Below are 23766 nucleotides of genomic sequence, written 5' to 3'. Positions count from 1 at the left end.
ACCGGGTCAGCGCTTGCGCAGCCGGAGGGAGTTCCAGCTCGCGTCGGCGGTCCAGCCGCCGTCGACCGGCAGCGCGACACCGTTGACGAAGCCGGACCGGGCCGGGTCCGCGAGGAAGGCGACGGCCTGGGCGATGTCGCCGGGGGCGGCGAACCGCGCCATCGGCACCCGGTCGGTGATGTCGGCGTCCGTGTAGCCGCCGGACGCCTGGTCGGCGGCGTCCATCTCGGTCTTGACCCACCCGGGGCAGACCGCGTTCACCCGCACGCCCCGGCCGCCCCACTCGGCGGCGAGCGTCCGCGTGAGGCCGATCAGACCGTGCTTGCTCGCGTTGTAGGCGGCCCGGTCCGCGACGGCGTGCAGCCCGGCGATGGAGGCGATGTTGACGATCGAGCCGCCGCCCGCCTCCAGCATCAGCCGCCCCAGTGCCCGCGAGAGCAGGAAGGGGCCGGTGAGGTTGACCTCCAGGACCCGCCGCCACTGGTCGGCGGTGGTCTCCTCGGCGGGGGCGAGGAGGGAGACGCCCGCGTTGTTGACGAGGACGTCGACCCGGCCGAACCGCCCCGAGACCCGCGCGGTCAGCTCGGCCACGCAGGCGTCCGAGGTCACGTCGCCGACCACCGCGACCGCCTCCGCGCCGGCCTTCCGCACCGCCTCCAGCGTCCCGGCCGGCTCCCGCAGATCGGCGAGGACGAGGGCGTACCCCTCTCCCGCCAGCGCCTCCGCGACCTGACGGCCGATCCCCTGCGCCGCACCGGTCACCACGGCGACCGGCCCCCACGCGTCCCGCGCGTCCTGTTCCCGTACGTCGTCGTCCATGCGTACAGCTTCACGGAGCCGGCACCCCGGCGGAAGGGCGCACGGCACGACGAGCCGCACCTGTCCGGACATGTCACCACGCCCGCGACGCCGGGCCGGCCCTCCCACCCCGCCCCCGGCCTCGGCGTCGCGTCAGCGGCCCGCGCCCCGGGGGATTTCGCCGGGTGTACAGCGGGAAGTCACGGGACGGTCGTGGGCCAGTGGCTCCCGGGCGCTCTTCTTGGGGCGCTCCGCGCCGGTCTCCGGCCGCCGCTCCGTATCCGTCCCCTCGACTTCCGGAGGACTGCTCCCCCATGGCCGATCTCGATCGCCGCAGGTTCCTTCAGCTCGCCGGCGGCGCCGTCGCCTTCAGCGCGCTGTCCGAGTCCATCGCCCGTGCCGCCTCGATCCCCGCGCAGGGGTCGACCGGCACCCTCCAGGACGTCGAGCACATCGTCGTCCTCATGCAGGAGAACCGATCCTTCGACCACTACTTCGGGGCGATGAAGGGCGTCCGCGGCTTCGGCGACCCGCGTCCGGTCACGCTGCCGAGCGGCAAGTCCGTGTGGCACCAGGCCGACGGCACGAAGGTGACGCTGCCGTTCCGGCCGGAGAGCGCGCGGCTCGGCATGGAGTTCCTCCAGGGGCTCAACCACGACTGGGCGGGCGGCCAGAAGGCGTTCAACCACGGCCGCTACGACCAGTGGATACCCGCCAAGACCAAGGCGACGATGGCGTACCTGACCCGGGACGACATCCCCTTCCACTACGCGCTCGCCGACGCGTTCACGATCTGCGACGCCTACCACTGCTCGTTCATCGGCTCGACCGACCCGAACCGCTACTACCTGTGGTCGGGTCACACCGGCAACGACGGCACGGGCGGCGGCCCGGTCCTCAACAACGCGGAGGCCGGATACGGCTGGAAGACGTACCCCGAGCGCCTGGAGGCGGCCGGGATCTCCTGGAAGGTCTACCAGGACGTCGGCGACGGGCTGGACGCGGCCGGCCACTGGGGCTGGATCAGCGACGCGTACCGCGGCAACTACGGCGACAACTCGCTGCTGTACTTCAACACCTACCGCGACGCCCGGCCCGGCGACCCGCTGTACGAGAAGGCCCGTACGGGCACGAACGCAAAGGCCGGGGAGGGCTACTTCGACCGGCTCCGCGCCGACGTGCAGGCCGGGCGGCTGCCGCAGGTCTCCTGGATCGCCGCGCCCGAGGCGTTCTCCGAGCACTCCAACTGGCCGTCCAACTACGGCGCCTGGTACATCGCCCAGGTGCTGGACGCGCTGACCTCGAACCCGGACGTGTGGGCCCGTACGGCGCTGTTCATCACGTACGACGAGAACGACGGCTTCTTCGACCACGTCGTCCCGCCGTACGTGCCGGCCTCGGCGGCGCAGGGCCTGTCGACGACCCCGACCGCGCTGGACCACTTCCCGGGGAAGACGGGCTACGTCGCCGGGCCGTACGGGCTCGGGCCGCGCGTCCCCATGATCGTCGTGTCGCCCTGGTCGACCGGCGGCTACACCTGCTCCGAGACCTTCGACCACACCTCGGTGATCCGCTTCATCGAGCGCCGCTTCGGCGTCCACGAGCCGCAGATCTCGCCGTGGCGGCGAGCCGTCTGCGGCGACCTGACCTCGGCGTTCGACTTCACCCGCGCGCAGCCGCAGCCGGTCGCGCTGCCGTCCACGGCCGGCTACTACCCGCCCGACCGCGACCGCCACCCGGACTTCCCGGCCACCGCGCCGGCCGTCGGCACCATGCCGCGCCAGGAGCCCGGCGCCAAGCCGACCCGTCCGCTGAAGTACGCGCCGTACGTGGACGGCAGCGCCGACACCACGGCCGGCACCTTCCGGCTCTCCTTCAGCGGCGGCCCGGCCGCCGGCGCCCAGTTCTACGTGACGTCGGCGAACCGCACGGACGCCCCGTGGACGTACACGGCGGCGGCCGGCACGTCGATCGCGGACACCTGGAACACCAGGTACTCCAAGGGCACCACCGACCTCACCGTGCACGGCCCGAACGGCTTCCTGCGCCGCTTCCGCTCCCCCGGCAAGACCGCCGTCCCGGAGGTCACGGCCCGTCACAACGGCACCACCGGCTCCCTGGACCTCACCTTCACCAACGCCGGCCCGGCGACGACGGTGACCCTCACCCACGCCTACGGGGGCGGCACCCGGACGCTGGCGGTCGGCCGGGGCGCGACCGTCACCCACTCCGTGCCGCTCTCGGCGTCCGGGCGGTGGTACGACGTCACCATCACGTCCGCCGCCCACACCGACTACGTGCGGCGGCTGGCCGGGCACGTGGAGACGGGCGCGGACGGCGTGACGGACCCGGGGATCCTCACGTACTGACGGACCGGTCGCGGCCGGGCCGCGGCGTCGTCAGGGCGACGGCGCCGTGGCGGCCGTGCGGGTGCGGAAGGTGCGCCGGTAGCTGTCCGGCGGGACGCCCAGGGTGCGGTTGAAGTGCCGGCGCAGGGTCGTCGCGGTGCCCATGCCGGTGGCCGTCGCGATGGCGTCGACGCTGTCGTCGGTGCGCTCCAGGAGTTCCTGGGCGCGCCGGATCCGCTGGGCGAGCAGCCATTGCAGCGGCGTGGTGCCGGTGGCGGCGCGGAAGTGGCGGGTCAGGTGGCGCGAGCTCATCCCGGCCCGGCGCGCCAGGTCCTCGACGGTCAGCGGCCGGTCCAGGCGCGCGACGACCCAGGGGAACAGGGCGGTGAGCGGGTGGTCCTCGTGGTCCGGCACCGGGGCGGTGACGAACTGGGCCTGGCCGCCGGACCGGTGGGGCGGCACGACGAGCCGGCGGGCGACGGTGTTGGCGACGGACGAGCCGTGGTCGAGGCGCACCAGGTGCAGGCAGAGGTCGAGGGCGGCGGCCTTCCCCGCGGAGGTGAGGACGGTGCCGTCGTCCACGTAGAGGACGTCGGGGTCGACCTGGATCGCGGGATGGCGGGCGGCCAAGGCGTCGGTGTGGGCCCAGTGGGTGGTGGCGCGGCGGCCGTCGAGCAGTCCGGCGGCGGCGAGCACGAAGGCGCCGGTGCAGAGGGAGGCGACGCGGGCGCCGGCGGCATGGGCGGCGCGGACGGCGTCGACGAGTGCGGCGGGCGGGGGGACGTCGACGTCGGCCCAGCCGGGGACGACGACGGTGTCGGCGTCCCGGAGTCGGTCGAGGCCGTGGTCGGGCTCCAGTCGGAAGGGGCCGAAGGGGACGGGGCCGGGTCCGCAGACGGCGAGGTCGTACCAGGGGACGGTCACCGCGTCGGGGGCGGAGCCGAACACCTCGTGGGCGATGGCCAGTTCGAAGTGGAGCATGCCGTCGGTGACGGCCAGCGCGACGGAGGTCATGTCCGGAAGTGTACGGGGCATGTCGTTTCCGACACTCACCGTTGCACCTTCAACTATTCGAGGATGGTCGCACGGGCCGCAGTCGACGGGACGCGGCACAGCACCGGGAGCGATACCTCATGGCGGCAGGACAGACGGTGACGGTGTACGGCGCGTACGGCCACACGGGCCGGTTCGTGGTGGCGCACCTGCGGGAGCGCGGCTTCGTCCCGGTCCTCGCCGGACGGGACGCGACGAAGCTGAAGGGGCTGGCGGAGGAGCACCCCGGTCTCGCCGTGCGGCCGGCGGCGGTGGACGACCCGGCGGCGCTCGACCGGGCGCTGGCGGGCGCCGACGCCGTCGTCAACTGCGCGGGCCCCTTCGCGACCACGGCCGGGCCGCTGGTCGAGGCGGCGCTGCGGGCCGGGATCCCGTACGTCGACGTGGCCGCCGAGATCGAGGCCAACGCCGACACCTTCGCCCGGTTCGCCGGCCCCGCGCGGGAGGCGGGCACGGTGGTCCTCCCCGCGATGGCCTTCTACGGCGGTCTCGGCGACCTGCTGGCCACCGCCGCGGCCGGCGACTGGACGGCGGCGGACGAGGCGCACGTCGCGTACGGGCTGAGCGGCTGGGAGCCCACGGAGGGCACCCGGCTCGCCGGCAAGGTCTCGGCGGAGCGCCGGGGCGGCCGGCGGGTCCGGTTCGCGGACGGGCGCCTGGAGTACCACACCGACGAACTGCCCGTGCTGACCTGGCCGTTCCCCGCGCCGATGGGACCGCGCGCGGTCGTCGGCGAGTTCACGATGGCCGATGTCGTGACCATCCCCAGCCATCTGTCGGTCCCCCTGGTGCGCACCTACATGTCGACGGAGGCGGCCGGCGGCGTGACCGGCGCGGACACGCCGGCGCCGACGGCGGTCGACGAGCGCGGCCGGTCCGGCCAGACCTTCCTCGTGGACGTCGTCGTCCGCTCCGGCGGCGCCGCCCGGCGGGCCGTCGCCGCCGGCCAGGACATCTACGCCGTGACGGCGCCGCTCGCGGTGGAGGCCGTGCACCGGATCCTCACGGGCCGGACCCGCACGACCGGGGTCGCCTCGGCCGGCGAGCTGTTCGACGCGGCCGGCTTCCTCGGCTCCCTCGCCGCCGCCGGCCACCTCACCTGGGAGGTCACCGAGGACGAGGGAGACCTCCGGTGACGAGCGGCCCGCTCAGCAAGGAAGCAGACCGCCGGTGACGTCCCACCCGTTCAGCCGGGGTCGCGGAGACCGCGCAGATAGGTCGCGGTCAGGGCCACGGCGGGGTCGGCGTCGCCGGTGAGGTCGGCGAGGGCACGGCACGCGACGGGGCCGGGGACGTCGGCGAGCGCCTGGGTGAGGCGGCCCCGCGCGGGCGCGCCGGTGGCCGCGTCGGCGAGCCGGCCGACGAGCCGGGACGCGATCGCGTCCGCCGCGCCGTCGTCGGCGGCGAGGACGCCGAGGGCGTCGGCCGCGTCCGTGTCGTTCCGGCCGTCCACGACCATCTCCACGAGCTCCGGGACGGCGTCGGGCTCGCCGCGCCCGCCGAGCGCCAGGGCGGCCTGGCCCCGCACCACCGGGTCGGGGTGGCCGAGGGCGTCGTGGAGCCGGGCCGACGCCTCGTCGCCGGGGAGCGCGGCGAGGGCCCGGACGGCCCGCTCCCGGACCGCCGCCGACGGGGAGTCGAGCGCACGGGCCAGGAGGGCGGCGGAGCCGTCGCCGGAACGGGCCAGCGCCCAGCGGAGGGCGCCGGCGACATTGGGCTCCGTCTCGCCGAGGGCCGCCTCGACCAGCGCCTCCGCCGGTACGGGGACCTCGTCGCCCGAGGACAGCGCGGCGCGCTGGCGGGCGTCCTTGCTGGCCGAGCCGAGGGCCTGGAGCAGGGCGACGACCTGGAGGGCGTCGTCCCAGCTGGCGGGGCCGGCGGCGGCGATCCGCCGGAGCCGGGTGAGCAGTTCGGTCTCGGCGGCCACCCGGGCCCGGGTCTGCTCGATGAGGTCGCCCACGAGCCGCTCCGGCGTGAAGCCGGGGTCGTCAAGCGCCCGGCCGATCTCCCGCAGCGACAGCCCCAGCGAGCGGAGGCTCTCGATGTGGAAGATCCGCCGGATGTCCTCCTCGCGGTACTCCCGGTAGCCGGAGCCGGTGCGGCCCGAGGGCCGCACCAGGCCGAGCGACTCGTAATGCCTGAGCATGCGGGCACTGACGCCGGAGCGGCGTGCCACCTCACCGATCAACACGCCCTAGTCTCCCCCGGGCGCCGCGCCGCCGAGCGCCACGACGCGCTTCGCCTCCTCGATCGCGTACCCGAACCCGGCGCCGGGGTCGCGCAGCAGCCGCTCGGTGGCGAGGGCGTGCGCGCGGACGCCGGGGTCGGGGTGGCGTGCGGCGGCACGCAGCACCGGCTCGACGACGGAGCCGAGGCCGGTCAGCGCGCGGCTGAGACTGAGCTGCGTCTCCCGCCCGCCGCGTCCGAGCTGGGTGGCCAGCACCTCGGCCAGGGCCCGCTCCTCGCCGTCCGGGACCAGCAGGACCGCCGTCCGCCAGGCCGCGCGCGCCACCTCGTCGTCGGCGTCGGTCAGGTGCCCGCGGGTGATCGACGGCCAGGCCCGCGGGTCGCCCAGCTTGGAGAGCGTGTGCAGCGCCTGGCTCCGGGCCCGCGCGGACTCCGCCCCCAGCTCGCCGAGCACCCGGGGCAGCGTCCGCTCCACCGGGTGCCGGGTCAGGGCCCAGGTCAGCATGTCGCGGACGAAGAACTCGGGCTCCACCGCGCACCGTTCGACCAGCGCGTCCACGTACCGCGGGTCGGGCGCCGACCCTGCCTCCAGCGCGGCCCGCAGCCGCACCGACGCGTTCGCGTCCTCCAGCGCCCGCAGAGCCCGCCGTACGCCGCCGGGGTCCTGTTCCGTCATGGTCATCGGGACCACCTCCTCGCCCCGCAGTGAAGACCTTGTCACCGTGTCAAGGTCAAGCGCCCCACGGCCCGCCGCCCGCTCCCCGCCCTCCCTCGAAGGCCGTGACCGCCCCCGAGCGAGCCGCTGTGCGCCGTTCCGCGCCGGGCGCGCCTCTCGGTGGGACAACTCCGGCGCGCGCTCGCCGGAACCGGTGAATCCGGGGGCGGGCGTGTGGGGTCGGCACGTGCTCCGGGCACCTTCCGGCCAGCGGTTCCCGCAGTCGAGAGGGATGGGCATGACGAGCCAGGCCACCGACACCGTTCTGGAAGACCTCCTCCATCGAGCGCTGGACGCCACGGGTACGGGCGCGCGCTGGACGACCGACTCCGACGCCCAGTGGTGCCGGGTGGCCCCGCGCCAGGGGGAGCGGCGGACGCAGGGGTGGAAGCTCCACGTGTCGGCGACGGCCGGCTCCGCGCCGGCGGTCCTGGAACGGTCCCTGGAGGTGTTGCTGCGGGACACGTCGGGGTTCAAGTTCGCCCGGTCCCTGGAGCAGGTGAGCGCGCTCAACTCCCGTGCCACCCCCCGGGGGAGCTCCGGGAAGTTCGTCACCGTCTACCCGCGGTCGGACGCCGACGCGGCCCGCCTCGCCGCGGAGCTGCACCGGGCGACGGCGGGCCTGGCCGGGCCGCGGATCCTGTCCGACCAGCAGTACGCGGCCGGCAGCCTGGTGCACTACCGGTACGGCGCGTTCGTCGCCCGGCGCAGGCTGGGCGCCGACGGGCTGCTGGTCTGGTACGTCGAGGACCCGGACGGCAACCCGGTGGAGGACCGGCGCACCGGCCGGTACACGCCGCCGGAGTGGGCGGTCAGCCCGTTCCCCGCGCCGGCGGCCGCCGCGCCTCCCCCGGCCGGGGCGGCGGCCCGTCCGCTGGTGCTCGGCGGCCGGTTCGCGGTACGGGAGGCGATCCGGCACACCAACAAGGGCGGCGTCTACCGGGGCAGCGACGTCCGCACCGGCGCGCCCGTCGTGATCAAGGAGACCCGGCCGCACGTGGAGGCGGACGCCTCCGGCTTCGACGTCCGCGACTGGCTGCGCGCCGAGGCGCGGGCGCTGGAGAAGCTGCGGGGCACCGGCCTGGCGCCGGAGCCGCTGGCGATGTTCGAGCACGGCGGGCACCTGTTCCTGGCCCAGGAGGAGGTGCCGGGCGTCCCGCTGCGCACCTGGGTCGCCGAGCACTTCCGCGACGTGGGCGCCGAGCGGTACGGGGCCGCCGCGGTCGCGCAGGCCGGCCGGCTGGTCGAGCTGGTGGCTGCGGCCCACGCCCACGGGTGCGTGCTGCGGGACTTCACGCCGGGCAACGTGATGGTCCGCCCGGACGGGGAACTGCGCCTCATCGACCTGGAGCTGGCCGTCCTGGCGGAGGACGAGGCGCTGCCGACGCGGGTGGGGACGCCCGGGTTCAGCGCGCCCGAGCGGCTGCGGGACGCGCCGGTCTCCCCCACGGCCGACGCCTACAGCCTGGGCGCCACCGTGTGCTTCGTCCTGACGGGGAAGGTGCCGAACCTGCTGGACGAGGAGCCTGCGGACCGGCCCGCGGAGGAGCGGCTCGCCGACTGGCTGACCGCCTGCGCCGGGTCCGTACGCCTCCCGGACGGCATGCGGGAGGTGATCCTCGGGCTGATGCGGGACGACCCGGAGGCCCGGTGGGACCCGGCCCGGGCCCGCGCGGTCCTGGAGGCCGCGGCCCGCCCGTCCTCCGCCGCCGCCCCGGCGCGGCGCGACAACGCGGCGACAGCAGTGCCACCCTCCCTCGACGCCGTCGTGTCCGGGATCGTGCGGCACCTCGTCGACACCATGACGCCCGAGGACGACCACCGTCTGTGGCCGGTGTCCACGCGGGCCGGCGAGACCGATCCGTGCACCGTGCAGCAGGGCGCGGCCGGTGTCCTGGCGGTGCTGGCCCGGTACTTCGCGCTCACGGGCGATCCGCGCCTGCCGGACACGCTGGCCGCGGCGGGGCGCTGGATCGCCGACCGCACGGACGCGCGGTCCGCCCGTCCCGGTCTGCACTTCGGCACCCGGGGCACCGCGTGGGCGCTGTACGAGGCCGGGCGCGTCCTCGGCGACGGGAAGCTGACCGACCACGCGCTGGCCCTGGCGCTCGCGCCGCAGGAGCCGACGCCCAGCCACGACATCACGCACGGCACGGCGGGCGGCGGGCTCGCCGCCGTCCACCTGTGGCACCGCACCGGTGACCCGCGCCTGGCCGCCGTGGTCGCGGACGCGGCCGGCCGGCTGGCGGACGCCGCGGACCGCGACGGTCCGGGGGCGAGCTGGCCGGTGCCGGCGGAGGCGGTGGCGGAGGAGGCCGGCAAGCGGTACCTCGGCTTCGCCCACGGCACGTCCGGCATCGGCTGCTTCCTCCTGGCCGCCGCGTCCGTCACCGGCGACCCGGCGCACCGCGCGCTGGCCGTGGCGGCCGGCGAGCACCTGGTGGCGCACGCCGTGGACGTCGGCGGCGCGGCGCAGTGGCCGGCGCAGGCCGGGGACGTGCCCACGGCGCCGTACTGGTGCCACGGTTCGGGCGGCATCGGGGCGTTCCTGGTGCGGCTGTGGCGGGCGACCGGCGACGACCGGTTCGGCGACCTCGCCCGCCGGTCCGCGCCGGCCGTGGTGGAGCGGGCCTCGCGGGCCGCGCTCACGCAGTGCCACGGCCTGGCCGGCAACGGCGACCTGCTGCTCGACCTGGCCGACGCGACCGGCGACCCGGCCCACCGGGCGGGCGCGGAGGCGCTGGCCCGTCTCATCGTCTCCGAACGGTCCCACCGCGGAGCCCACGTCGTGTTCCCCAACGAGTACGGGGACGTGTCGACGGGGTGGAGCGACGGATCCGCCGGAATCCTGGCGTTCCTCATGCGGGTGCGCCACCCCTCGGAGCCCCGGCACTGGATGGTCCAGCAGCCGGTCTGAGCGGCAGAGAGCCTGCCGCCACCTCACGGAAGAAGGAGATTGCCATGGAGAACCAGGACCTCGAACTGCTCGCCCGCCTGCACGCCCTTCCGGAGACCGAGCCGGTCGGCGTCGACGGGGCGCCGTTCGCGGCGACCTGCGAGTGCGTCGGCCTGCTCACGCTCCTCAACACCGTCTGTATCGGTGTGAGCTGCGCGTAGCGCGTCCCGTCTCCCCCGGTCCGCGGCTGTCCCGGGGCAGCCGCGGGCCGGGGGAGGCCCCGCCCGCCCGACCGCCTGGACGAGGACCGGACCATGCAGCTCGACGCCCGTGACCACGAGACCGCCCCCGCCGCTCCCGGCCCGCCCGCCGCCGCGCCGGCCGGTGCCGCGTACGCCATCAGCACCCGCGGGCTGGTCAAGAGCTACCGCGGACCGGACGGCACCCTCACCCACGCGGTGCGGGGCCTGGACCTGGACGTGCGCCGGGGCGAGACCTTCGCCTTCCTCGGTCCCAACGGCGCCGGCAAGTCCACCACCATCGCCCTGCTGTGCGCGCTCGCCCGTCCCACGTCGGGCCGGGCCTCCGTGGCGGGCGCCGACGTCGTCGCCGAGCCCGAGCGCGTGCGCCGCCGGGTCGGGCTGCTCTTCCAGCACAGCGCCCTCGACCCCGATCTGACGGCCGAGCAGAACCTCCGCGTCCACGCCCGCCTGTACGGGCTCCGCCGCGCCGACGTGCGCCGCCGCACGGCGGAGGTGCTGGACCTGGCCGGTCTCGCGGACCGGCGGCGCTCGCCGGTCCGCACCCTGTCGGGCGGCATGCGGCGGCGCCTGGAGATCGCCCGCCAGCTGCTGCACGAGCCCGGTGTGCTGTTCCTGGACGAGCCGACCACCGGCCTCGACCCGCACGCGCGGGCACTGATCTGGGAGCACCTGCGGGCCCTGCGCGAACGGAACGGCAGCACGCTGTTCGTCACGACGCACTACCTGGAGGAGGCGGAGCACTGCGACCGGCTCGCGATCATCGACGGCGGGCGGCTGGTGGCGCAGGGCACGCCGTCCGGGGTGAAGGCGGCGATCGGGGACGACCGGGTGGTGCTGCGGACGAACGACGACGCGGCGGCCCGCCGGGTCGTCCGGCTGCTCGTCCCGCCGGAGTGCACGGTCCACGCGGACGCGGACGGGATCTGGCTGCGGTTGCCGGACGGCAGCGCCTGGATCCCCCGGCTGTGCGCGGCGCTGGAGGTCCACGGCGTCGCCGTGCACGCGGCCTCCGCGACCCCGCCCACCCTCGACGACGTCTTCTTCCACCACACCGGCCGCAGCATGACCGGTCCGGAGGGGACGGGGGGCGGCGGCCGATGACGACGCTCCCGCTGACGCGCCCCGACGGCGCCGCCCCGCCCCGCACGTCCCGTCCGTCCCGGATCCGGCGCGAACTGCGCGCGGTGCACGCCCTGGTCCACCGGGACCTGCTGCGGCTGGCCCGGCAGCGCGTGCCCACCGCGGTGATGCTGCTCCACCCGGTGCTGTACCTGTTCCTGCTGGGCGGCGGCCTGGCCGCGCTGATCCCGGAGGCCGCGCTGGGCGTCGGCTACCGGACGTACCTGTACCCGGGGATGCTGATGATGACCGTGCAGACGCCGGCCATCATGGTCGGCATCCGGCTGATCACGGACCGTCAGAGCGGGTACCTGCGCGAGCTGCTGATGGCCCCGGTCGGGCGGACGACGCTGCTGCTCGGGAGCTGCGCGGGCGGGACGCTGGTGGCGGCGGTGCAGGGCGCGGTCCTGCTCGCGCTGGCGGGCGCGGTCGGGCTGCCGTACGACCCGGTACTGCTGGTGATGCTGTTCGGCGGCATGCTCCTCGTCTCGTTCACGCTGACCGCGCTGTCCCTGGCGCTGGCGGTGGGACTGCGCGGTCCGGAGACGTTCCACACCCTGCTGGGCCTGGTGATGATGCCGCTGCTGTTCCTGTCCGGCGGCTTCTTCCCGCTGGGGTCGCTGCCGGGGTGGGCGCAGGCCCTGGCCGCCGCGAACCCGCTCGCGTACGGCGTGGACGTGCTGCGCCGCTCCGTCGACCTGCGGGTCCCCGGCCCTCCGTCGGCGGCGACGGTCGAATGGGCGGGGCAGCAGCCGCCGCTGGTTCTGGAGGCGGGTCTGCTGCTGGCCGCGGGCGTGCTGGCGCTGCTGTGGGCGGCCCGCCGCTTCGGCCGCCCCGAGTGACCCGGGGCGGGTGGCCGACCCGCCCCGGGCAGCCGACCGGGTGGCCCCGGGCCGCCCCGAGTGACCGGGGCGGCCCCGGGTCACCGGAAGGCGGGGAGGTTGCGGGCCACCCACGCGCCGAAGGGCGCGGCCGGCCGGCCGAGGACCGCCTCCACGTCGGGGCTGACCTTCTGCTCCTCCGGGAGCGGGACGCCGAGGACGTCGAGGGTGCCGGTGACGACGTCCTCCGGCATGAACCCGGCGAGGTGGGCGTGGGCCTCGGCCCGGGACAGCTCCACGAACGCGACCTCCTCCCCCAGGGCCTCCGCCAGGACCTCCGCCTGCCGGCGCGGGCTGATGGCCTCGGGGCCGGTCAGCTCGTACGTACGGCCCGCGTGTCCGTCCTCGCGCAGGGCGACGGCCGCGACGGCGGCGATGTCCGCCGGGTCGACGACCGGCAGGGCCACGTCCCCGAACGGGGCGAGGACCGTACGCCGGGTGCGGACCGTCTCGGCCCAGGCGAACGCGTTGGACGCGAAGCCGCCGGGGCGCAGGACGGTGGCGTCCCGTCCGGTGGCGCGCACGGCGGCCTCGAACGCGCGCAGCCGGGCGTGCGAGAGCGCCGTCGGCCGGGTGACGCTGACCTGCGACGACACCAGGACGATCCGCTCGACGCCGGAGTCCCGCACGGCGTCGAGGAGGACGGCCGGGTCCTCGCCGTGGCTGTTGAGCTCGCCGCCGACGAGCAGGAAGAGGGCGCGGGACCCGTCGAGCGCGGACCGCAGTCCGGCCGGCGTGCCCATGTCGGCCTGGATCCAGCGGACCCCGGCCGCGGGCTCGGCCGGCCGCGGCTGCCGCGAGACGGCGAGGACCTCCTCGCCCGCGCCGGTCAGCAGCTCCACGAGCGTCCTGCCGATGTTGCCCGTCGCGCCGGTCACCGTGATCATGAGAACCCCCGAAGTGAGTGAGTTAGTTGACTGACTGACTGCTTGGGCATGACCGTAGCACGCCCCCACCCCGGGCTGTCTATAGTCAGTCGGGTGACCAACTCACCGAACCGGCGGGAACAGGCGACCCAGAAGCGGCGGCGGCTCACGGCCGCGGCGGCCAAGGTCCTCCACGAGCAGGGGGTCGAACGGACCACCCTGGCCGACATCGCCCGCGAGGCCGACGTCCCCGTCGGGAACGTCTACTACTACTTCAAGACCAAGGACGAGCTCGTCCGGGCCGCGCTCGGCGAGCACTCCGCGCACCTGGACGAACTCGCCGCCCGCCTGGACGAGTTGGACGATCCGCGCGAGCGCCTGAAGGCGCTGGTCGAGGGCTGGGTCGCCCAGCGCGACACCGCCGCCCGCTTCGGCTGCCCGACCGGCACGCTCGCCGTCGAGCTCGACAAGCGCGCCGACGGAACCCTCGACGCCGAGGCCGGCACGGTGATCCGCCGCCTGCTGGACTGGGCGGCGCGGCAGTTCCGGGCGCTCGGCCTGCCCGACCCGGACGGCCTGGCCCTCACCCTCGTCTCCGGCTACCAGGGCATGTCCCTCATGGCCAACGCCCTGCGCGACCCGGAGGTGATGACCCGCGAGGGCGACCGCCTCCTCGCCTGGCTCGACTCCCTGCCGGCGGTCGGGCCGGAGACCGGTGTGCCGCGCGACGACTCCGCCTGACCGCGCCGCCCGTGTCCTCTAGGCTGCCCGCGTGAAGGCCAAACTGCAGTGCGTGGTGCTGGACTGTCCGGACGTCAGGGAACTCGCCCGGTTCTACGAGGGGCTGCTCGGCGGCGACGTCGACCGCCCGGATCCCCGCTGGTCGCTCGACGACGACTGGTCGACGCTGCACACCGACGGCGGCCTGGTGCTCGCGTTCCAGCGGGTCGCCGACCACCGTCCGCCCCGCTGGCCGGATCCCGCGCACCCGGCGCAGTTCCACCTGGACCTGGGCGTGGCGGACCTGGACGGCGCCCACGCGCAGGCCCTCGCGCTGGGCGCGACCCTGCTCGACGACGGCGACGGCAAGCGGAGCTGGCGCGTCTACGCCGACCCGGCGGGTCACCCGTTCTGCCTGGTCCGGGAGTGAGCGCCGGCGGCGCGGGCCGCCGGTCAGGGACCGGCCGGCGTCATCCCCCGGGCGGCGGCGCGGCGCGTCGCCTCCTCCGTGGCGAGGAGGTCGAGCGCGGCGAGGGCGGGGGCGGGGTCGGCGGACGACGCCAGGACGGCGGCAGCGAAGACGGAGGTGATCGCCGTGTCGCCCGGCAGCGGGCCGAGGACGGTGACGCCCGGAAGGTCCATCAGTTCGCTGTGCTGCTGGAAGGCGAGGTCGGCACGGCCTGAGGCCAGGAGGGTGCCGGCGGGGACGCCGGGCGGGGCCTGGACGAGGCGGCCGGCGAGAGCGCCGGCCAGGCCGAGGCGGTCGAGCAGGTCCAGGAGGGCGGTGCCGCTGGGGCCGGTGGAGTACGCGACGCTCCGCGCCGACGTCAGGGCGGTACGGAGGCCGGCCACCGAGTCCAGGGCGGGCGCCGGGGCGCCGGCCGGCACCGCGGCCACGACCTGCGAGACCCACAGGGGACGCGCGGAGCCGGCGAGCAGGTGGCCCTCCCGGTCCAGGGCGGCCAGGGCGCCCTCGGCGAGCACCAGGAGGTCCGCCCGGGCGCCCTCCCGGACCCGGCGGGCGATCTCGACGCCGCCGGCGGACTCGAAGCGGACCGGCGTGCCGTGGGCGCGCCGGAGGTGCTCGGACAGGTCGGCGAGTATCGGACGGGTCGCCATCGAGGACAGCCCCACGAGTTCACGGTGCACGTCGACTCCTCGGTCGTGATGTCTGCGTCGCCTGCGGGAGGCGGAAGGGGGGTGGAAGGGGGGTGGAAGGAGGGTGGGCACGCCCGGCCCTGGGGCTCGTACCGGTCTGCGAGACTGGCGGCGTGAGCACGACCCGGAGCACGGCGGCGGGAAAGGTCCTGGAGGTCCTGGCGGCCTTCGACCGCGAGCACCCCGCCCAGACACTATCCGAGATCGCCCAGCGCACCGGCCTGGCCCTGAGCACCGCGCACCGGGTGGTGAACGAACTGGCCGCGTGGGGCGCGCTGGAGCGCGGCGAGGACGGGTCGTGGCACGTGGGGCTGCGGCTGTGGGAGATCGCCGCGGGCTGCCCCCGGACGCAGATCCTGCGGGACGTGGCGCTGCCGTTCATGCAGGACCTGTACGAGGCGACGCACGAGAACGTGCAGCTGGCGGTGCGGGAGGGCACCGAACTCGTCTTCGTGGAGCGGATCTCCGGGCACCGGTCGGTGGAGCTGCTGACGGGCGTCGGGACCCGGTTCCCGGTGGGGGCGACGGGCATGGGGCGGGTGCTGCTGGCGCACGCGCCGGCGGACATCCAGGAGGAGGTGCTGGACGCGCCGCAGCGGGCGTGGACCCGGCACACGGTCACCGATCCGAGGACGCTGCGAACGCAGCTGGACCGGATCCGGCGCGAGCAGGTCTTCGTCAGCGACCGGCAGTTGTCGGAGAGCACGGTGGCGGTGGCGGCGCCGGTGCGGATCGGGCGGAAGGGCCCGGTGAGCGCCGCGCTGGGGATCGTGATCACGGCGCGGGGCGCGAGCAGGGCGCGGGCGCTGCGCGAGCCGCTGCTGCGGGCCGCGTACGGGATCTCCGACGAGCTCGGCAGGCGTACCCGGACGACGGGCTGAGTTCCGGACCGGCTTCCGTCTGACGGAAACACCGCTGACCGGGGGCTGGGCAGGCTGGCAGCGTTCGGGCCGTTCCGAACTGTTCGGACCGCTCACAGCCACTCGGGAGATGCCATGGCCGACGCCCCCGTCGACTCGGTCGTCCCGATCCCGGTCGCGGTGGTCGGCGCGGGGCCCGCGGGCCTCATGCTGGCGCACCTGCTCGGCCGGGCCGGGGTCGAGACGATCGCCCTCGACACCCGCACCCGGCGGGAGATCGAGACGACCCAGCGGGCCGGGATCCTGGAGGCCGACGTCGCCCGCGACCTGGTCGAGACCGGGGTGTCGGACCGGATCCTGCGGGACGGCGACGAGCACGAGGGCATCGAGGTGCGGTCGGCGGGACGGCCGTACCGGATCGACTTCAAGAAGCTCGTCGGCGCGTCCACCTGGCTCTATCCGCAGACGGCCGTCTTCACCGACCTGGCCGACGCCCGCGAACGCGACGGCGGCACCGTCCACTTCGGGGTCCGCGACACCGAGGTCCTCGACTGCGCGACCGGCGCCCCGCGGGTCCGCTACACGGCACCCGACGGGACCCGGCACGAGATCAGGGCGCGGTACGTGGTCGGCGCGGACGGCTCGCGGTCCATGTGCCGCGACCTGGTGCCGGAGGACCGGCGCGTGCGGTACGGCACCGCGTACCCCTTCGCCTGGTTCGGCATCCTCGCCGAGGCGCCGAGGAGCGCGCCCGAACTGGTGTACGCCCGGTCTGAGCACGGTTTCGCGCTGATCAGCCAGCGCAGCGAGTCGGTGCAGCGCATGTACTTCCAGTGCGCCCCCGACGCGTCCACGGACGCGTGGCCGGACGACCGGATCTGGGAGACCCTGCAGGCGCGGGTGGCCGGCGAGGACGGCTTCCGGCTGGCGGAGGGGCCGATCACCGAGAAGACGGTGCTGCGCTTCCGCTCCTTCGTGCAGGAGCCGATGCGCTGGGGCTCGCTGCTGCTGGCCGGTGACGCCGCGCACACGGTGCCGCCGACCGGCGCCCGGGGGCTCAACCTGGCGCTGCACGACGTGAAGATCCTCGCCGACGTGCTGCTGAAGGCGCTCGGCGGCACCGGGGACGCGGCGCTGGACGCGTACGAGCCGCGGGCGCTCCAGCGGATCTGGCGGGCGCAGAACTTCTCGTACTGGATGACGCGGCTGCTCCACACCGCGCCCGGGGCGTCGGCCTTCGACCTGCGGCGGCAGCTCGGCGAGCTGGACAACGTGGTGGGCACGCACGCCGGCCGCGCCTATCTGGCCGAGCAGTACACCGGCTGGCCGGCCCGCGGCCACTGACCACCGACCCGGACGACTGCGAGGCTTCCCATGATCATCGACTGTCACGGTCACTTCACCACCGCCCCGCCGCAGCTGGGCCGGTGGCGCGACCGCCAGATCGCGGCGGCCGAGGGCCGCGGCCCGGCCCCCGACCCGGCCGAGCTGGTCATCACCGACGACGACCTGCGCGCCGCGATCGACGCCAACCAGCTGCGGCTGATGGACGAGCGCGGCAGCGACCTCACCGTCTTCTCGCCGCGTGCCAGCTTCATGGCCCACCACATCGGCGACTTCGCCGTCTCCTCGGAGTGGGCGCGGATCTGCAACGACCTGGTCCACCGGGTGACCACCCTCTACCCCGGCCGGTTCGCCATGGGCGCGATGCTGCCGCAGTCGCCGGGCGTCGACCCGGCGACGTGCCTGCCCGAACTGCGCCGCGCCGTCGAGGAGCTGGGCGCGGTCACGGTCAACCTCAACCCCGACCCGTCGGGCGGCCGCTGGACCGCGCCGCCGCTGACCGACCGCAGCTGGTACCCGCTGTACGAGGCGATGACGGCGTACGACATCCCCGCGATGATCCACGTCAGCACCTCGTGCAACCCGGCCTTCCACACCACCGGCGCCCACTACCTCAACGCCGACACCACGGCCTTCATGCAGCTGGTGCAGGGCGACCTGTTCGCGGACTTCCCGACGCTGCGGTTCGTCGTCCCGCACGGCGGCGGCGCCGTGCCGTACCACTGGGGCCGGTTCCGCGGCCTGGCGATGGCGCTCGGCCGGCCGGACCCGGAGGCGCTGCTCGACAACGTCTTCTTCGACACCTGCGTCTACCACCAGCCCGGCGTCGACCTGCTGACCCGGGTGATCCCCAGCCGGTCCGTGCTCTTCGCCAGCGAGATGATCGGCGCGGTCCGCGACGTCGACCCGCGCACCGGCCACCACTTCGACGACACCCGGCGGTACGTGGACGCCACCCCGCACCTGACGGACGAGGAGCGGGCGGCCGTCTACTCCGGCAACGCCCTGCGCGTCTACCCCCGCCTCGCCGCCCGCCTCGCCGCGGCCGGCCGCTGACCCCGCACCCAGGAGAGCTCGCATGGAACACACCGAGATCGGCGTCGTCCACACCAGGATCGACCGGGCCGACCCGGAGGCCGTCGCCGCGCTGTCGGCGTTCGGCGTCGCCACGATCCACGAGGCCATGGGCCGGACCGGGCTGATGCGCCCCTACCTGCGGCCCGTCTACCCGAAGGCGCGGCTGTGCGGCACGGCCGTGACCGTGCTGCTCCAGCCCGGCGACAACTGGATGCTGCACGTCGCCGCCGAGCAGATCCAGGACGGCGACGTCGTCGTCGCGGCCTGCACGACCGAGAGCGAGGACGGCTTCTTCGGCGAGCTGCTCGCCACCTCCTTCCGGGCCCGCGGCTGCCGCGGCCTCGTCATCGACGGCGGCGTCCGGGACGTCGCCGACCTGGAGGACATGGACTTCCCCGTCTTCGCCCGCGCGGTCCACGCCAAGGGCACCGTCAAGGCCACGCTCGGCTCCGTCAACGTGCCCGTGGTCTGCGGCAACGCGCTCGTGCGCCCCGGTGACGCGGTCGTCGCGGACGCCGACGGCGTCGTCGTCGTGCCGCGCGAGCGGGCCGCCGAGGTGGCCGCCGCGTCCGCCGCCCGCGAGGCGAAGGAGGAGGACAAGCGCGCGCGGTTCCGCGCCGGCGAACTCGGCCTGGACCTGTACGGCATGCGCGGCCCGCTGGCCGGGCTCGGCCTGCGGTACGAGGACTGAGCATGGCCACCGGACACGAGAAGACCCCCGGCTGGCTGGACTGGTACGCCGGACCGAGCCGCCCCGCGTTCCGGCTCCCCGAGGGCGCCGTCGACGCGCACTGCCACGTCTTCGGGCCGGGCGACACGTTCCCGTACGCCCCCGAGCGCAAGTACACGCCGTGCGACGCCTCCAAGGAGCAGCTGTTCGCGCTCCGCGACCACCTCGGCCTCACCCGGAACGTCATCGTGCAGGCGACCTGCCACGGCGCCGACAACCGCGCCCTGGTCGACGCGCTGCGGGCCTCCGGCGGCCGGGCCCGGGGCGTGGCGACGCTGCGGCCGGACGTCACCGACGCCGAGGTACGGGCGCTGCACGAGGCGGGCGTCCGCGGGGTGCGGTTCACCTTCGTCAGGCGGCTCGTCGACGCGGCCCCCCGGCAGGACCTGCTGGACATCGCCGGGAAGATCGCGCCGTACGGCTGGCATGCCGTCGTCTACTTCGAGGCCGCCGACCTCGCCGGCCTGCGGGACTTCTTCCTGGCGATCCCCGTGCCGCTGGTCGTCGACCACATGGGCCGGCCCGACGTCACCGAGGACCCGGACGGGCCCGGCTTCGGGGCGTTCCTGGACTTCCTGCGGGCCCGCGACGACATCTGGTGCAAGGTGACGTGCCCGGAGCGGCTGACGGTGAGCGGCCCGCCGGCCCTGGACGGGGAGCGGAACGCGTACCGCGACGTCGTGCCCTTCGCGAGGCGCGTGGTCGAGGAGTTCCCCGACCGGGTGCTGTGGGGCACCGACTGGCCGCACCCCAACCTGACCGACCACATGCCCGACGACGGGCTGCTCGTCGACTTCCTGCCGCACATCGCGCCGACGCCCGAGCTGCGGCGGAAGCTCCTGGTCGACAACCCGACGCGCCTGTACTGGCCCGACGCCGGGTGACCCTTTCACGATGGGAGTGCCGCATGGCGCTGGACAAGACGTACCGACTGGTCCCGGGGACGACGGTCTTCGACGCCGAGCAGTCGGCGAAGGGCTACCACCTCAACCAGTTCTGCATGTCGCTGATGACCGCGGAGAACCGGGCGGCGTACCTCGCCGACGAGCGCGCCTACCTGGACGCGTGGCCGCTGCGCGAGGAGCAGAAGCGGGCCCTGCTCGACCGTGACCTCAACGCGGCGATGTGCGAGGGCGGCAACATCTACTTCCTCGCCAAGTGGGGCGCCACGCTGGGCTTCTCGTTCCAGCAGATGGCCGGCTCCATGACGGGCATGACCGAGGAGGAGTACCGGGCGATGATGGCCGGCGGCGGCCGGTCCGTCGACGGCAACCGCATCGACCACGCCGTCCTCGAGGCCGCCCACGCGCCGGCGGCCCCGGAGGTCCACGCCACGGTCACCGGCGCCGTGTTCACCTCGCACGTACCGGCGATCGGCGCGGCCCTCGACCACGGCAAGACCGAAGAGCCCTACTGGAAGCCGGTGTTCGCCGGGTACGCGTACTCCCGGGCATGGCAGCGGGACAACGTCCCCGACGTGGTCCTGCTGGTCTACAACGACCACGCCACGGCCTTCGACCAGTCGCTGGTCCCGACGTTCGTGCTCGGCACCGGCGCGTCCTACCCGATCGCCGACGAGGGGTACGGCCCCCGGCCCGTGCCCGCCGTCGAAGGCGACCCGGACCTGGCCGCGCACCTCGCGCACTGCCTGATCCGGGACGACTTCGACCTCACCCTCGCCCAGGAGATGGCCGTCGACCACGGGCTGACCGTCCCGCTGTCCCTCATGTTCGGCGACGTCGAGAAGTGGCCGTGCAAGGTCATCCCGCTCCACGTCAACGTGGTGCAGTACCCGGTGCCGTCCGGCGCCCGCTGCTTCCGCCTCGGCCAGGCCCTCCGCCGCGCCGTCGAGTCGTACGACCGGCCGCTCCGGGTGCAGATCTGGGGCACCGGCGGCATGAGCCACCAGCTCCAGGGCCCGCGCGCCGGGCTCATCAACCGGGAGTGGGACAACGCCTTCCTGGACCGGCTCGTCGAGGACCCCGCCGGACTGGCCGAGGTCCCCCACCTGGAGTACGTGGAGGAGGCCGGCTCCGAGGGCATCGAGCTGGTCATGTGGCTGATCGCCCGCGGCGCCCTGAGCGACGTCGACGGCTCGGGAGAGGTCGAGGTCAAGCACCGCTTCTACCACGTGCCGGCGTCCAACACCGCCGTCGGACACCTGATCCTGGAAAACCGTCCCCGGGCCGCCGCGCCCGCCGAGAAGGAGTGACATGACTGACGACCGGACCCTGCGGATCGCCCTGGCCGGCGGCGGCGCCTTCGGCGCCAAGCACGCCGCCGCGCTGCGGCGCATCGAGGGCGTCGAGGTGGCCGCCGTCGTGAGCGGCAGCCTCGACCGCGCCCGGAAGTTCGCCGCCGACCAGGGCGTCGGACGGGCCGTCGCCACCCTGGACGACGTGCTGGCCATGGACGACATCGACGCCGTCGTCCTCGCCACCCCCACCCCGCTGCACGCCGAGCAGACCCTGGCCTGCCTGGAGGCCGGCAAGCACGTGCAGGTCGAGATCCCGCTCGCCGACTCCCTCGGCGACGCCGAGGCGTGCGTGGCGGCGCAGGAGCGCACCGGGCTGGTCGCGATGGCCGGCCACACCCGCCGGTTCAACCCCAGCCACCAGTGGGTGAAGCGGCGGATCGACGCGGGCGCGTTCTCGATCCAGCAGATGGACGTGCAGACGTACTTCTTCCGCCGGAAGAACCTCAACGCGCTCGGCGAGCCGCGCTCCTGGACCGACCACCTGCTGTGGCACCACGCCGCGCACACCGTCGACCTGTTCGCGTACCAGACCGGCTCTCCGATCGTGCGGGCGCACGCGCTCCAGGGGCCGATCCACCCCGAGCTGGGCATCGCGATGGACATGTCGATCCAGCTGGGCGCGGCGAACGGCGCGATCTGCACCCTGTCGCTGTCGTTCAACAACGACGGTCCGCTCGGCACGTTCTTCCGCTACATCGGCGACACCGGCACCTACATCGCCCGCTACGACGACCTGGTCACCGGCCGGGACGAGCCGATCGACGTGAGCGGCGTCGACGTGTCCATGGACGGGATCGAGCTCCAGGACCGCGAGTTCGTCGCCGCGATCCGCGAGGGGCGCGTGCCGAACTCCTCCGTCGCACAGGTCCTGGCCTGCTACCGCACGCTGGCGGACCTGGAGGAGCAGCTGAACGCGGCGGGCGGCGCCTGACGGGGCCCTTCGGTCCCGGCGGGCGGCTCAGAAGTCGCTCAATTCGCTTGTCAGGGTGCTCCGGTCGCGGGCAGGGTCGGGACCGCCATCGACCCATGGCGACACGGGGGAGACACCATCATGACGACGACCACCATGAGGACCGCGCGGGACCGGCTCGCGGTGTGCGCGACGGTCGCGCTGCTCGCCGGCACGGCCGCCTGCACGTCCGGCGGCGACGGCCGGGCGACCGCGACCGGGCGGCCCACGACGGCCGCGCCGAGCGCGACGGCGTGCGCCGGAGGTGCGTACGCCTGGTCCGACGTCGTCGAACGGGCGGTGCTGACCGGCGTCGCGGACCGGCAGGTCCTCGGCGCGGGAGGCGGGAAGCTGACCGAGCCGCTGCGGCGCGTCCACACCCCGCGGACCGCGGTCGACACGGAGTCCGGCCCGAAGGCCGACCCGGTGGCGACCCTGCGCTCCCTCGGCGCCCGCGTCGGCGGCGCGGGCGAGGACGACGCCTTCGCCGACCCGGGGCAGCCCGCGCCGGACCTGGGCGCGAGCGGCACCGACGTCGACGGCGCCGGCACCTTCGTGTGGTACGCGTACGTCCGCGAGGTCACCGGCGCCTTCCGGCTCACCTGCCCGGGCGGCGAGCCGTCCACCGGCACCGCGGTCGGCTGGTCCGTCGACGGCACCGGCGTCCTCGACTGCGACGAGCCGCGCAGCGCACTGGAGGACAGCGAGGCCGCCCTGGCGGCGGCCCGCGCGTCCTGCGGGGACGCACCCGCCGCGCGGGGCTGACGGCTGGCGCCGGCGCACGGCCCTCGGGCAAGATCGGCCGCATGTATTCCGTGGTGCAGAACGTCGCGATCGACTGTGCGGACGCCTACCGGCTGGCGTGCTTCTGGAGCGAGGTGACCGGCGGTCCGCTGCATCCCGAGGACCGGCCGGGCTCCCGCGAGACGCAGGTCACGCTGCCGGAGGGCCCGGTGCTGTACTTCAACGAGGTCCCGGAGCCGAAGACGGTCAAGAACCGCCTCCATCTGTGCCTGCGCCCCACGACGACCCGCGACGAGGAGGTCGCCCGCCTCCTCGGGCTCGGCGCCACCCTCGTCAGCGACCTGCGCGAGCCCGACGGCGCGGGCTGGGCCGTCCTCGCCGACCCGGAGGGCAACGAGTTCTGCGTGCTCCGCAGCGACGCGGACCGCGCGGCGGCGTCCTGAGCTAGCCGCGCGGACGGGGGCAGGGGCGCGGTCCGACGTGCCGGCGCTCGGTCCAGCCCTCCGTGCCGGCGCGCAGCCCGGTGCGGGAGCGCTCGTCGAGGCGGACGCGGTACCAGTCGCCGGACGCGCGGACGACCGTGAGGCCGTCGCCGGCGCGGAGGTGGCCCAGGGCCGGGCGGGCGGTGTGCGGGCCGGTGCGGAGGGAGGTCGTGCCGGTGGCCTCGTCCCCGCACGGGCCGGGCCGCTCGGGGGCGGGGGCGACCGCCGCCAGGAACACGGCGGTCAGGACCACCCCGAGCATCGACGTCATGCGCATGCCGGAGCAACGCCCGCTCCCCCGCCGGGTGTTACGGGTACG

Annotated in this window: 24 protein-coding genes; 17 read left to right on the top strand and 7 right to left on the bottom strand. The window is 75.1% G+C overall.

All coding sequences use genetic code 11. The features are described from left to right. Positions 1 to 6: 6 nt before the first annotated feature. On the bottom strand, positions 7 to 819 hold the full coding sequence (locus ACFVQZ_RS13255) for an SDR family NAD(P)-dependent oxidoreductase (protein ID WP_383621682.1): 813 nt from the start codon (positions 817 to 819) through the stop codon (positions 7 to 9). Between the two features lie 293 nt (positions 820 to 1112). Here ACFVQZ_RS13255 and ACFVQZ_RS13250 point away from each other — a divergent pair, with 293 nt between their 5' ends. Beyond that, positions 1113 to 3167, top strand: a complete 2055-nt coding sequence (locus ACFVQZ_RS13250) for a phosphocholine-specific phospholipase C (protein WP_030493434.1) — start codon at positions 1113 to 1115, stop codon at positions 3165 to 3167. A 30-nt stretch (positions 3168 to 3197) separates the two neighbouring features. Here ACFVQZ_RS13250 and ACFVQZ_RS13245 read toward each other — a convergent pair whose 3' ends face one another. After that, a complete protein-coding gene (locus tag ACFVQZ_RS13245; RefSeq protein ID WP_383621678.1) occupies positions 3198 to 4160 on the bottom strand; it encodes a helix-turn-helix domain-containing protein in 963 nt (320 codons plus the stop codon). 119 nt (positions 4161 to 4279) lie between these two features. Between ACFVQZ_RS13245 and ACFVQZ_RS13240 the strand changes: the two genes are divergently transcribed. Beyond that, positions 4280 to 5335: a saccharopine dehydrogenase family protein gene (locus ACFVQZ_RS13240; protein WP_383621675.1), complete on the top strand. Its 1056-nt coding sequence runs from the start codon at positions 4280 to 4282 to the stop codon at positions 5333 to 5335. A 50-nt stretch (positions 5336 to 5385) separates the two neighbouring features. Here ACFVQZ_RS13240 and ACFVQZ_RS13235 read toward each other — a convergent pair whose 3' ends face one another. Then, complete coding sequence (locus ACFVQZ_RS13235; RefSeq protein WP_383621672.1) at positions 5386 to 6390, bottom strand: HEAT repeat domain-containing protein; 1005 nt, start codon at positions 6388 to 6390, stop codon at positions 5386 to 5388. Between the two features lie 3 nt (positions 6391 to 6393). After that, positions 6394 to 7068 (bottom strand): HEAT repeat domain-containing protein, encoded by a 675-nt coding sequence (locus tag ACFVQZ_RS13230; protein ID WP_383621669.1) that lies wholly within the window; start codon positions 7066 to 7068, stop codon positions 6394 to 6396. A gap of 271 nt (positions 7069 to 7339) precedes the next feature. On the opposite strand from ACFVQZ_RS13230, the gene lanL reads away from it, so the two are divergent. The 4 genes from lanL to ACFVQZ_RS13210 all read left to right on the top strand — a co-directional run bounded on the left by lanL (position 7340) and on the right by ACFVQZ_RS13210 (position 12221). After that, entirely contained in the window at positions 7340 to 10018 is a 2679-nt protein-coding gene (lanL, locus tag ACFVQZ_RS13225; RefSeq protein WP_383621666.1) for a class IV lanthionine synthetase LanL, read from the top strand. Positions 10019 to 10062: 44 nt separating this feature from the next. Beyond that, entirely contained in the window at positions 10063 to 10218 is a 156-nt protein-coding gene (locus ACFVQZ_RS13220; RefSeq protein WP_383621663.1) for a VenA family class IV lanthipeptide, read from the top strand. A 93-nt stretch (positions 10219 to 10311) separates the two neighbouring features. Beyond that, positions 10312 to 11361, top strand: a complete 1050-nt coding sequence (locus ACFVQZ_RS13215) for an ATP-binding cassette domain-containing protein (protein WP_383621660.1) — start codon at positions 10312 to 10314, stop codon at positions 11359 to 11361. After that, positions 11358 to 12221 (top strand): ABC transporter permease, encoded by an 864-nt coding sequence (locus ACFVQZ_RS13210; RefSeq protein WP_383621658.1) that lies wholly within the window; start codon positions 11358 to 11360, stop codon positions 12219 to 12221. The genes ACFVQZ_RS13215 and ACFVQZ_RS13210 overlap by 4 nt, the downstream gene beginning before the upstream one ends. Positions 12222 to 12301: 80 nt before the next feature. Here ACFVQZ_RS13210 and ACFVQZ_RS13205 read toward each other — a convergent pair whose 3' ends face one another. Then, complete coding sequence (locus ACFVQZ_RS13205) at positions 12302 to 13147, bottom strand: NAD(P)H-binding protein (RefSeq protein WP_030493426.1); 846 nt, start codon at positions 13145 to 13147, stop codon at positions 12302 to 12304. A gap of 93 nt (positions 13148 to 13240) precedes the next feature. On the opposite strand from ACFVQZ_RS13205, the gene ACFVQZ_RS13200 reads away from it, so the two are divergent. Next, on the top strand, positions 13241 to 13867 hold the full coding sequence (locus ACFVQZ_RS13200; protein ID WP_030493425.1) for a TetR/AcrR family transcriptional regulator: 627 nt from the start codon (positions 13241 to 13243) through the stop codon (positions 13865 to 13867). Positions 13868 to 13898: 31 nt separating this feature from the next. Then, positions 13899 to 14276: a VOC family protein gene (locus ACFVQZ_RS13195; RefSeq protein ID WP_383621653.1), complete on the top strand. Its 378-nt coding sequence runs from the start codon at positions 13899 to 13901 to the stop codon at positions 14274 to 14276. 23 nt (positions 14277 to 14299) lie between these two features. Here ACFVQZ_RS13195 and ACFVQZ_RS13190 read toward each other — a convergent pair whose 3' ends face one another. Then, complete coding sequence (locus ACFVQZ_RS13190; protein WP_030493423.1) at positions 14300 to 14995, bottom strand: substrate-binding domain-containing protein; 696 nt, start codon at positions 14993 to 14995, stop codon at positions 14300 to 14302. A 122-nt stretch (positions 14996 to 15117) separates the two neighbouring features. Here ACFVQZ_RS13190 and ACFVQZ_RS13185 point away from each other — a divergent pair, with 122 nt between their 5' ends. From ACFVQZ_RS13185 to ACFVQZ_RS13145, 9 genes are all read left to right on the top strand, one after another. Next, positions 15118 to 15885: an IclR family transcriptional regulator gene (locus ACFVQZ_RS13185; RefSeq protein ID WP_383621650.1), complete on the top strand. Its 768-nt coding sequence runs from the start codon at positions 15118 to 15120 to the stop codon at positions 15883 to 15885. 114 nt (positions 15886 to 15999) lie between these two features. After that, on the top strand, positions 16000 to 17208 hold the full coding sequence (locus ACFVQZ_RS13180; protein WP_383621647.1) for a 4-hydroxybenzoate 3-monooxygenase: 1209 nt from the start codon (positions 16000 to 16002) through the stop codon (positions 17206 to 17208). A gap of 30 nt (positions 17209 to 17238) precedes the next feature. After that, positions 17239 to 18264 carry an amidohydrolase family protein gene (locus ACFVQZ_RS13175; RefSeq protein ID WP_030493420.1) on the top strand — a complete coding sequence of 342 codons (1026 nt, stop codon included), beginning with the start codon at positions 17239 to 17241 and terminating at the stop codon, positions 18262 to 18264. Between the two features lie 22 nt (positions 18265 to 18286). Next, on the top strand, positions 18287 to 18976 hold the full coding sequence (gene ligK / locus ACFVQZ_RS13170) for a 4-carboxy-4-hydroxy-2-oxoadipate aldolase/oxaloacetate decarboxylase (RefSeq protein WP_383621643.1): 690 nt from the start codon (positions 18287 to 18289) through the stop codon (positions 18974 to 18976). Between the two features lie 2 nt (positions 18977 to 18978). Further along, the gene (locus ACFVQZ_RS13165; RefSeq protein WP_383621640.1) at positions 18979 to 19899 is read left to right on the top strand and encodes an amidohydrolase family protein; all 921 of its coding nucleotides are present in this window, start codon (positions 18979 to 18981) and stop codon (positions 19897 to 19899) included. 23 nt (positions 19900 to 19922) lie between these two features. Continuing rightward, complete coding sequence (gene ligA / locus ACFVQZ_RS13160; protein WP_383621637.1) at positions 19923 to 21227, top strand: protocatechuate 4,5-dioxygenase subunit alpha; 1305 nt, start codon at positions 19923 to 19925, stop codon at positions 21225 to 21227. Position 21228: 1 nt separating this feature from the next. Then, entirely contained in the window at positions 21229 to 22203 is a 975-nt protein-coding gene (locus ACFVQZ_RS13155) for a Gfo/Idh/MocA family oxidoreductase (protein WP_383621634.1), read from the top strand. A 120-nt stretch (positions 22204 to 22323) separates the two neighbouring features. After that, positions 22324 to 22986 (top strand): hypothetical protein, encoded by a 663-nt coding sequence (locus tag ACFVQZ_RS13150; protein ID WP_383621631.1) that lies wholly within the window; start codon positions 22324 to 22326, stop codon positions 22984 to 22986. 41 nt (positions 22987 to 23027) lie between these two features. Continuing rightward, on the top strand, positions 23028 to 23408 hold the full coding sequence (locus ACFVQZ_RS13145; protein ID WP_030493415.1) for a VOC family protein: 381 nt from the start codon (positions 23028 to 23030) through the stop codon (positions 23406 to 23408). 1 nt (position 23409) lies between these two features. Here ACFVQZ_RS13145 and ACFVQZ_RS13140 read toward each other — a convergent pair whose 3' ends face one another. Further along, entirely contained in the window at positions 23410 to 23718 is a 309-nt protein-coding gene (locus ACFVQZ_RS13140; RefSeq protein WP_383621628.1) for an SH3 domain-containing protein, read from the bottom strand. Positions 23719 to 23766: the final 48 nt, after the last annotated feature.

The sequence above is a fragment of the Streptomyces sp. NPDC057854 genome (assembly GCF_042797055.1).
Taxonomy (GTDB): domain Bacteria; phylum Actinomycetota; class Actinomycetes; order Streptomycetales; family Streptomycetaceae; genus Streptomyces.
Note: the sequence above shows the minus strand (reverse complement) of the source record. Positions and strands in the feature narration are given on the sequence as shown.

Excerpts from the sequence above, each read along its gene's own strand:
- ACFVQZ_RS13255 (WP_383621682.1), bottom strand. The coding sequence starts at position 819 with ATGGACGACGACGTACGGGAACAGGACGCGCGGGACGCGTGGGGGCCG.
- ACFVQZ_RS13250 (WP_030493434.1), top strand. The coding sequence starts at position 1,113 with ATGGCCGATCTCGATCGCCGCAGGTTCCTTCAGCTCGCCGGCGGCGCC.
- ACFVQZ_RS13245 (WP_383621678.1), bottom strand. The coding sequence starts at position 4,160 with ATGACCTCCGTCGCGCTGGCCGTCACCGACGGCATGCTCCACTTCGAA.
- ACFVQZ_RS13240 (WP_383621675.1), top strand. The coding sequence starts at position 4,280 with ATGGCGGCAGGACAGACGGTGACGGTGTACGGCGCGTACGGCCACACG.
- ACFVQZ_RS13230 (WP_383621669.1), bottom strand. The coding sequence starts at position 7,068 with ATGACCATGACGGAACAGGACCCCGGCGGCGTACGGCGGGCTCTGCGG.
- lanL (WP_383621666.1), top strand. The coding sequence starts at position 7,340 with ATGACGAGCCAGGCCACCGACACCGTTCTGGAAGACCTCCTCCATCGA.
- ACFVQZ_RS13220 (WP_383621663.1), top strand. The coding sequence starts at position 10,063 with ATGGAGAACCAGGACCTCGAACTGCTCGCCCGCCTGCACGCCCTTCCG.
- ACFVQZ_RS13215 (WP_383621660.1), top strand. The coding sequence starts at position 10,312 with ATGCAGCTCGACGCCCGTGACCACGAGACCGCCCCCGCCGCTCCCGGC.
- ACFVQZ_RS13210 (WP_383621658.1), top strand. The coding sequence starts at position 11,358 with ATGACGACGCTCCCGCTGACGCGCCCCGACGGCGCCGCCCCGCCCCGC.
- ACFVQZ_RS13205 (WP_030493426.1), bottom strand. The coding sequence starts at position 13,147 with ATGATCACGGTGACCGGCGCGACGGGCAACATCGGCAGGACGCTCGTG.
- ACFVQZ_RS13180 (WP_383621647.1), top strand. The coding sequence starts at position 16,000 with ATGGCCGACGCCCCCGTCGACTCGGTCGTCCCGATCCCGGTCGCGGTG.
- ACFVQZ_RS13175 (WP_030493420.1), top strand. The coding sequence starts at position 17,239 with ATGATCATCGACTGTCACGGTCACTTCACCACCGCCCCGCCGCAGCTG.
- ligK (WP_383621643.1), top strand. The coding sequence starts at position 18,287 with ATGGAACACACCGAGATCGGCGTCGTCCACACCAGGATCGACCGGGCC.
- ACFVQZ_RS13165 (WP_383621640.1), top strand. The coding sequence starts at position 18,979 with ATGGCCACCGGACACGAGAAGACCCCCGGCTGGCTGGACTGGTACGCC.
- ligA (WP_383621637.1), top strand. The coding sequence starts at position 19,923 with ATGGCGCTGGACAAGACGTACCGACTGGTCCCGGGGACGACGGTCTTC.
- ACFVQZ_RS13155 (WP_383621634.1), top strand. The coding sequence starts at position 21,229 with ATGACTGACGACCGGACCCTGCGGATCGCCCTGGCCGGCGGCGGCGCC.
- ACFVQZ_RS13150 (WP_383621631.1), top strand. The coding sequence starts at position 22,324 with ATGACGACGACCACCATGAGGACCGCGCGGGACCGGCTCGCGGTGTGC.
- ACFVQZ_RS13145 (WP_030493415.1), top strand. The coding sequence starts at position 23,028 with ATGTATTCCGTGGTGCAGAACGTCGCGATCGACTGTGCGGACGCCTAC.
- ACFVQZ_RS13140 (WP_383621628.1), bottom strand. The coding sequence starts at position 23,718 with ATGACGTCGATGCTCGGGGTGGTCCTGACCGCCGTGTTCCTGGCGGCG.